Here is a 7,436-nt window from a genome sequence, read left to right on the forward strand (position 1 = left end):
CTTCAGGCTACTCGCATGAAACGGCTCTCCAAAGGGTTCCTGCCCCCCATCGCGCTGGATACCGCCGGCGGCGTGCCGATGTACGACCAGCTTTCGGAGTGGTTTCGGCGCGCCATCCTCGATGGACAGCTGCGGCCGGGGCAGCGCGTCCCTTCCACGCGCGGCCTGGCAAAAGAACTCAACATTTCCCGCGTGCCCGTGCTCAGCGCTTATGAGCAGTTGTTCGCAGAGGGTTATCTGGAAACCTTCGTCGGCGCCGGCACCTGCGTGGCGCATTCCATACCCACCGACACCAAGCCGATCAACCCGGCACAACGTGCGTCGCAACGTCCTACACAAAACGTGCCGCGCAACATCGCCCAGCGCGTGGAAAGCCTGCGCACGCCACCGCAAACCTGGGCCGATAATCAAGGCGCCTTTCGCGTCGGCTTGCCCGCGATCGATCAATTCCCCAACGCGGCCTGGGCCAAGCTCGTCAATCGTCACGCGCGGCAGGCGCCCATCGACCACATGGTCTACGCCGGCCCGATGGGCTACCCGCCACTGCGCGAAGCCATCGCCGAATACCTCGCCACCGTACGCGCCGTACGCTGCGATGCATCGCAAATCATCATCACCACCGGCTCGCAACACGGTCTGCAGCTTTGCGCCCACACCTTGCTGGAAGCGAAAGACCACGTGTGGATGGAAGACCCCGGCTACCCCGGCGCGCGCCAGGCGTTGCGCACCGTCGGCGCGCACATCGTGCCGGTGCCTGTCGACGATGAAGGCCTGGATGTGGATCAAGCCATCACGCTGAGCCGCAACGCACGTGCGGCCTATATCTCGCCATCGCATCAGTTTCCGCTCGGGGTGACCATGAGCGCCACGCGCCGCATGCAATTGCTCAACTGGGCCGCGCGCACCGGTGCATGGATCATCGAAGACGACTACGACAGCGAATACCGCTTCGGCGGCCGACCACTCGCCTCGCTGCAAGGCATGGATACCGACGACCGTGTGATCTACGTAGGCACCTTCAGCAAAGTGATGTTCCCCGCACTGCGCGTGGGCTACATCGTGGTGCCCAAAGACCTCATCAGCGCCTTCGCCGCCGTCCGTGACGCCTTCGATACGTTCTCATCCACGCTCTATCAAGCCGCACTCACCGACTTCATCCGCGATGGCCAATTCGCCCGGCACATCCGCCGCATGCGTGCGCTTTATCTGGAACGCCACATGGCCTTGCTCGAAGCCATCGACCAGCATATGGGCGGCAAACTGGAAGTGATCGGCACCCACGCAGGCATGCAACTGACCGCACTGTTACCGCGCGGCGTCGATGACGTGGCGCTATCCATCAAGACTGCCAAGCTGGGCGTCTCTACGCGGCCGCTATCTATCTGCTACGCCAAGCCGCCGAAGCGGGGCGGGGTGATATTGGGTTATTCGGGGACGAGCGTGCAGGAGATTCGAGAGGGGGTGCGCAAGCTGCGGTCTTGTATCTAGGGAGTAAACACGGTAAAGACAGTCGTCCAATTTGGACAGGAAAAACAGGGGAAGGGAAATGATGCGCAAGTTAATGGCTGCCGTCGTGCTGACGGCGGTGCTACTTATGACTGGCTGCGCCAGTGTGCCGATGGCAGGTAAGAATGCAGATGCAAAGGCGAAGCAGTTTGGTCCTTCGCAAGGTGGGACGGCGAATCTGTATATCTATCGGAACGAGATTATCGGGTCGGCGATCAAGATGCCGGTGCTCATTGATGGCGTGGAGGCAGGCGATACCGTCGCCAAGGCGTATATCTTCAAAACGTTGCCACCGGGTAGCCACACCATTGTTTCAAAGGCTGAAAATGATTCTTCGCTCACCGTCGATATGCAGGCCGGGCAGAATTATTTTGTGTGGCAGGAAGTAAAAATGGGTGTGCTTTACGCCCGATCTAAGCTGCATTTGGTGACGGAGGCAACCGGGGAGGACGGCGTACGAGAATGTGGCCTGGTAAAAGGCGATGGATCAGCAGAGATGGCGCTGGCGGCAACAGCAAACGCTAAACTGGCATCGACAACTCCAACATCGACGACGCCTACGGCTGAAGCCGCGCCAACAGAGCCCAATCCATCACCGCAGCTCGCAGTAGCGCCTAATCAGGTTCAGTCCTCGACGCCTGTTGCTACTGCGCCGATAGCTGCAGCTGTTACCTCAACGCCTGAACCCGTAGCCAAAATCAAATCGGCGGCGCAGGATTTGCCTTCTCAGACTGCCGCGGTTGCGCCGGTTCAATCTATGTCCGTTGCGGCCATAACCCCGCAGGATTCTGCTGCCATAGCTGCTATCGAACCTCTCGCACAGTCCGTTGCAACAGGATTGGGTTGCGGCGCAGTTCAAGCCAACGGCGCTACGACATTTATTGCGCCTTGCGGTACTTACGGCGTGCTGATCGACTGCGATAGTGGGCAGTGTCGTCCCATACATACCGTTCACGTCAAAAGCGACGAATAAACTTTGCTGTCTATAAAGGACGCCGCATCAATTTTCAGTTGATGTGGCGCCAAGGTGGTTTGGTTAACGAAGTCGACTCGAAGCAGACTTGCATACGGCACTTCGCCAAATAAAAAAAGCCGGCCACCAAGGCCGGCTTTTTTTGAAATTTTGGTCGGGGTGACATGATTCGAACATGCGACTTCTACGTCCCGAACGTAGCGCTCTACCAGGCTGAGCTACACCCCGCGGGAGCCGCGTATCTTAACGGTCCTAAGTGACCTTGGCAACAGGCGTGGATAGGCGCCGGTGGTGGAATTTCCGCGTGTGGTTGGGGGCGGGGTGGAAAGGGGTATCTGTTAAAGTAATGGGCTGCCGTTGCCCGGCGCTTTCCACTGTCAATGAGGATTCCATGGCGCTTACCCAGGCCCGCACCATGCCCGGCGTGCTCGAGCTGTTGCCGCTCGACCAGATTGCTTTCCAGCGCATGCTCGACGTGATCCGTCGCAACTACGAGCGCTTTGGCTTCCTGCCGGTGGAGACGCCGGTGATCGAGTATTCGGATGTGCTGCTGACCAAGACCGGCGGGGAGACTGAGCGGCAGGTGTATTTCGTGCAGTCGACCGGCGCGCTGGAGCAGGGCGAGAAGCCTGAGCTGGCCTTGCGCTTCGACCTGACCGTACCGCTCGCCCGCTACGTGGCGGAGCATGAGCACGATCTCAACTTTCCCTTCCGCCGCTACCAGATGCAGCGTGTGTATCGCGGCGAGCGGGCGCAGCGCGGGCGGTTCCGCGAGTTCTATCAGTGCGACGTCGACGTGATCGGCAAGGACAGCCTGTCGGTTCGCTATGACGCCGAAGTGCCGGCGGTGATCTACAGCGTGTTCCGCGAGCTGAACATCGGTGCGTTTACCATCCAGCTGAACAACCGCAAGTTGATGCGCGGTTTCTTCGAAAGCCTGGGCGTGACCGATCCGGAACGGCAGACGCTGGTGCTGCGCGAGGTGGACAAGCTGGACAAGCGTGGCGCCGATTATGTGCGCGACACCTTGACCGGCGAGGCATTCGGCCTCAGTGCGGCGGTGGCGCAGAAGGTGCTGGATTTCGTGCAGGTGCGTTCTACCTCGTTGCAGGATGCGTTCGACAAGCTCGATGCGCTGGGCGCCGGTCCCGAGGCGATGGAGCAGGGGCGTGCCGAACTGAAAGAAGTGCTGGGCCTGATTCGCGATTTCGGCGTGCCGGAAACGCACTACGCGCTGAATCTGTCGATCGCGCGCGGCCTGGATTACTACACGGGCACGGTTTACGAGACCACGCTCAACGATCACCCGCAGATCGGCTCGATCTGTTCGGGTGGCCGCTACGAGAACCTGGCTGGCCAATACACCAAGTCGCACTTGCCGGGTGTGGGCATTTCCATCGGCCTGACGCGTCTTTATTGGCAGTTGCGCGATGCCGGCCTGATCAACACGGCGCGCAGCACGGTGGATGTGCTGGTGACGCAGATGGATGCCGCGCAACTGCCGGCGTATCTGGCGCTGGCGAGCGAACTGCGCACGGCGGGTATCGCCACCGAGGTGGTGCTGGAAGGCGGCAAGCTGGGCAAGCAATTCAAGTATGCGGACCGCGCCGGTATTCGCTTTGTAATCGTGCTGGGTGAAGACGAACTGGCGAAGGGCGTGGTGACGGTGAAGGATCTGCGCCGCGAGGATCAGTTTGAGGTGTCGCGCGCGGAACTGGTGAAGACGCTGCGGGTAGAGCTGGAGCAGGCGGCGGTGATGGGTTGACGGCCGGTTGCGCCAGCTGCGTAGGCTGGGGTGCGAACCCTAGGAGCCTGTCGGACTTTGGTGGTCGCGGCGAAAATTCGCCTGCGCGAGGATCAAAGGTCGACGGATCGCCGCCCTGTGCTGGTTGTACAGGGCAAGATTCGGCGGCCTTTGAGACCGCGTCAGGCGGATTTGCAGCCCGGCCAACCAGAGTCCGACAGGCTCCTAGCATCGTCATGTGCGCACATCGCCATGTTGGGGTTCGCACCCCAACCTACGCCATGTCGCCGATAACAACATCGACAACACGTTGGAGCCTTTGTGAACCAAACCATTCTCCTCGACGGTAACAGCCTCAGCCGCCAGCAACTCGTCGCGGTGGCGCGTCATGGTTACGGTGTAAGACTGGATGCCGAACAACTCGCGCGCGTGCGCCGCACCGCGGATTTCCTGGCGGAGAAGGTGAGTTGCGGCGAGCCCATTTATGGCGTTACCACCGGGTTCGGCAGCAATGCAGACAAGTTGCTGGGTGCGTATCGTTTGCGCGATGAATTGCCCGGCGGCAATCCGCACAAGCCAGAAGGCACGCTGCTGGAGGAGTTGCAGCACAACCTCATCACGACGCATGCAGTGTGCGTGGGCAAGCCGTTTTCGGCCGAGGTGGTGCGTGCGTTGCTGGTGATCCGCATCAATACGCTGATGCGCGGCCATTCCGGCATTCGTGTCGAGACGCTGGAAGCACTGACGGAATTGCTTAACCACGACGTTATTCCAGTGGTGCCGGAGAAAGGCTCCGTCGGTGCGAGTGGTGATCTGGCGCCGCTTTCGCATCTGGCGATCGTGCTGCTCGGCGGCGGCGAAGCGTTCTACAAGGGCGAGCGTTTGCTTGGTGCGGAAGCATTGCAACACGCGGGCTTGAAGCCGATCCGTCTTTCCTTCAAGGAAGGTCTGGCGCTCAACAACGGCACGGCGCAGATGCTGGCCACCGCCGCGTTGGCGCTGGATACGCTGGAGTATTTGCTCAACGTGGCCGATCTCGCCGCGTCGATGACGTTGGATGCTTTCGCTGGCCGCAGCGGCGCCTTGCACCCGGAAGTGCATGCGCTGCGTCCGCATCCGGGGCAGGTGCATTCGGCCGATCACGTGCGCGGTTTGCTCACCGGTTCCACCCTCGTCGATATTCCGTATCACCTCGTGCCGCGCTTCCGTCCGTGGAGTGCCGAAGCGTGGAGCACGCCAGAAGACCAGGCGCTGAGTTTCGACATCGGCTGGGACTGGGTGCCGGCCAACCAGCGTCATGGTCGCGAGGCGTTTTATAGCCGCTTCCTGCCGTTCAAGGGCGGCAAGAAACATCAGCCGCAGGATGCCTACTGTCTGCGCTGCATGCCGCAAGTGCACGGCGCGGTGCGTGATGCCTGGGCGCAGGCGTGCCGCGTCATCGATATCGAATTGAATGCGGTCACCGACAACCCCCTGATCTTCCCCGACAATACCGATGCCCAGCACATCGAAGAGCAGGTGATTTCGGCGGGCCATTTCCACGGCATGCCGCTGGCGTTGGCGATGAGCTATGTGAAGGCGGCGATTCCGGTGTTGGCTTCCATTTCCGAGCGTCGCCTCAACAAACTGGTCGATCCAGCTACCAACGATGGCTTGCCAGCCTTCCTGACCGGCAACGAAGACGGCACCGATTCCGGCTTCATGATCGTGCAGTACACGGCGGCGGCGTTGGTGAACGATCTGGCGACGCGCGCGCACCCGGCCAGCGTGTATTCGGTACCGACCAGCGCCAACGCCGAGGATCACGTTTCCATGGGCGCCAACGAAGCGCGTCATGTGCTGGAGATGACCGAAGACCTGAGCCACGTGCTGGCGCTGGAGCTTTATACCGCCGCCCAGGCGCTGGACTACCGCCAGGAAATGCTCAACGCCGCACGTCGTCTTGCCGCACGTGGCGATTGGCAGGCACTGGCTTCCAAGGTGAACAACGCGCCGCGCGAAGACCATGCGCATTACGCGCAATTCGTGGAAGAAGTGAAGCAGCTCACGGCCGCGTTGGCAGAAGTGGGCGAGTTCCACGCCGGTGAAGCCGTGCGCAAGGCATATGAAACTTTGCGCGAAAAGATCAGCTTCATCCATCGCGACCGCGCGATGGATGGCGATGTCCGCACTGTCTGCGAACTGGTGCAGCAGCGCGCGTTCGCGGGCGTTTAAGGCAACACTGATTAAGTATCGCCGTCGTCACCCGCCCTGTCTGTTCGCAGGGCACAGGGCCGTCGGCGAAGGCAGACTGGTTGTCTGTCGAGACGACGGACCGAAGGCATGCGGACAGACAGGGCGGGCCCCACCTATAAATTCAAGGGGAGGGGTGATGTCTGGAAGGCCCGCAGGCTGCGCCGCGCGGCTTGGCAAGACGGCCAGTCTTCCCGGCGCCACGCGACACACCCTGCGGGCCTTCCAGGCATCATGACGACGGCGATACTTAATCAGTGTTGCCTTAAAGTCTCGCGTAGTGTGGCCGGGCTGCGCGCAGCAATTGCCGTGCGGCCCAGGCCAGCCACAGTAGAATCAGCGCGATCAGCAGCTTCTGCGTCAAGCCATGCGGAAGAGTGGGCATGAAGACCTGCAGCCACAGCGTCGCCGTGGCCAGCCACGCCAGCGATATGCCGAGATAACGGCTTGCGCGCAAACGTGGGTCGCGGCGCCAGCGGCTGGAAAGCAACAGCATGCCAAAGCTCAGCGTCAGAAACGTGCATTGCGCGGCCAGGCCGTGAATCAACGCGGCCACGCTTTCATGGCGTGTGCCTTTGAATAGTTCGGTGACGGCCACCACGGGCAGCAGCAACCCAGGTATGGCGAACAGCGCGAGCGCCAGGCCGCTGCGTAGTGGCATTGCTGTGGCGCGATAGCTGCCTATCGCAAAGAAGATCAGCGCCACGCCCATCAGGTAATACGTCGCGCGCACGTACGCACCGCCAGGGCCGGTAAGGTAGATGCTCAGCGGCACCGCGACAGGGTTGAGGTCCGTGCGCCAGAACTGCGCGGCGCCGCAGACGGCGGCAAAGGCGAGCACCGCAAAGGCCATCAGGTAAGCCGCAGGGCGTATCGATGGGGAAATCCCATGGTTCATAACGGTTCCATGTCAGGGCGCAGGCGCCTGGCACCGCATGATACGTGGCGCGAAGCGGCGTAGGCTGGGATGGCAATCCCAGC

5 protein-coding genes and 1 tRNA gene are annotated in these 7,436 nt (G+C 61.4%); 4 read left to right on the top strand and 2 right to left on the bottom strand.

All coding sequences use genetic code 11. The features are described from left to right. The first annotated feature begins 15 nt into the window (after positions 1–15). Together VJR68_RS00440 and VJR68_RS00445 are read left to right on the top strand one after the other, a co-directional pair. On the top strand, positions 16–1,488 hold the full coding sequence (locus VJR68_RS00440) for a PLP-dependent aminotransferase family protein (RefSeq protein ID WP_324145576.1): 1,473 nt from the start codon (positions 16–18) through the stop codon (positions 1,486–1,488). A 58-nt stretch (positions 1,489–1,546) separates the two neighbouring features. Then, positions 1,547–2,479 carry a DUF2846 domain-containing protein gene (locus VJR68_RS00445; protein ID WP_324145577.1) on the top strand — a complete coding sequence of 311 codons (933 nt, stop codon included), beginning with the start codon at positions 1,547–1,549 and terminating at the stop codon, positions 2,477–2,479. 151 nt (positions 2,480–2,630) lie between these two features. On the opposite strand, the gene VJR68_RS00450 is transcribed toward VJR68_RS00445, so the two are convergent. After that, positions 2,631–2,707, bottom strand: a tRNA-Pro gene (locus VJR68_RS00450). Positions 2,708–2,870: 163 nt separating this feature from the next. Between VJR68_RS00450 and hisS the strand changes: the two genes are divergently transcribed. Continuing rightward, positions 2,871–4,244 (top strand): histidine--tRNA ligase, encoded by a 1,374-nt coding sequence (hisS, locus tag VJR68_RS00455; protein WP_324145578.1) that lies wholly within the window; start codon positions 2,871–2,873, stop codon positions 4,242–4,244. A 300-nt stretch (positions 4,245–4,544) separates the two neighbouring features. Then, positions 4,545–6,437: an aromatic amino acid ammonia-lyase gene (locus tag VJR68_RS00460; protein WP_324145579.1), complete on the top strand. Its 1,893-nt coding sequence runs from the start codon at positions 4,545–4,547 to the stop codon at positions 6,435–6,437. Positions 6,438–6,720: 283 nt separating this feature from the next. Here the strand turns inward: VJR68_RS00460 and VJR68_RS00465 are convergent, their stop codons facing one another. Continuing rightward, entirely contained in the window at positions 6,721–7,353 is a 633-nt protein-coding gene (locus VJR68_RS00465; protein ID WP_324145580.1) for a DUF998 domain-containing protein, read from the bottom strand. Between the last annotated feature and the right edge of the window lie 83 nt (positions 7,354–7,436).

This window comes from Dyella sp., from assembly GCF_035277725.1.
Taxonomy (GTDB): Bacteria; Pseudomonadota; Gammaproteobacteria; order Xanthomonadales; family Rhodanobacteraceae; genus Dyella_B.

Excerpts from the sequence above, each read along its gene's own strand:
- VJR68_RS00440 (WP_324145576.1), top strand. The coding sequence starts at position 16 with ATGAAACGGCTCTCCAAAGGGTTCCTGCCCCCCATCGCGCTGGATACC.
- VJR68_RS00445 (WP_324145577.1), top strand. The coding sequence starts at position 1,547 with ATGATGCGCAAGTTAATGGCTGCCGTCGTGCTGACGGCGGTGCTACTT.
- VJR68_RS00465 (WP_324145580.1), bottom strand. The coding sequence starts at position 7,353 with ATGAACCATGGGATTTCCCCATCGATACGCCCTGCGGCTTACCTGATG.
- hisS (WP_324145578.1), top strand. The coding sequence starts at position 2,871 with ATGGCGCTTACCCAGGCCCGCACCATGCCCGGCGTGCTCGAGCTGTTG.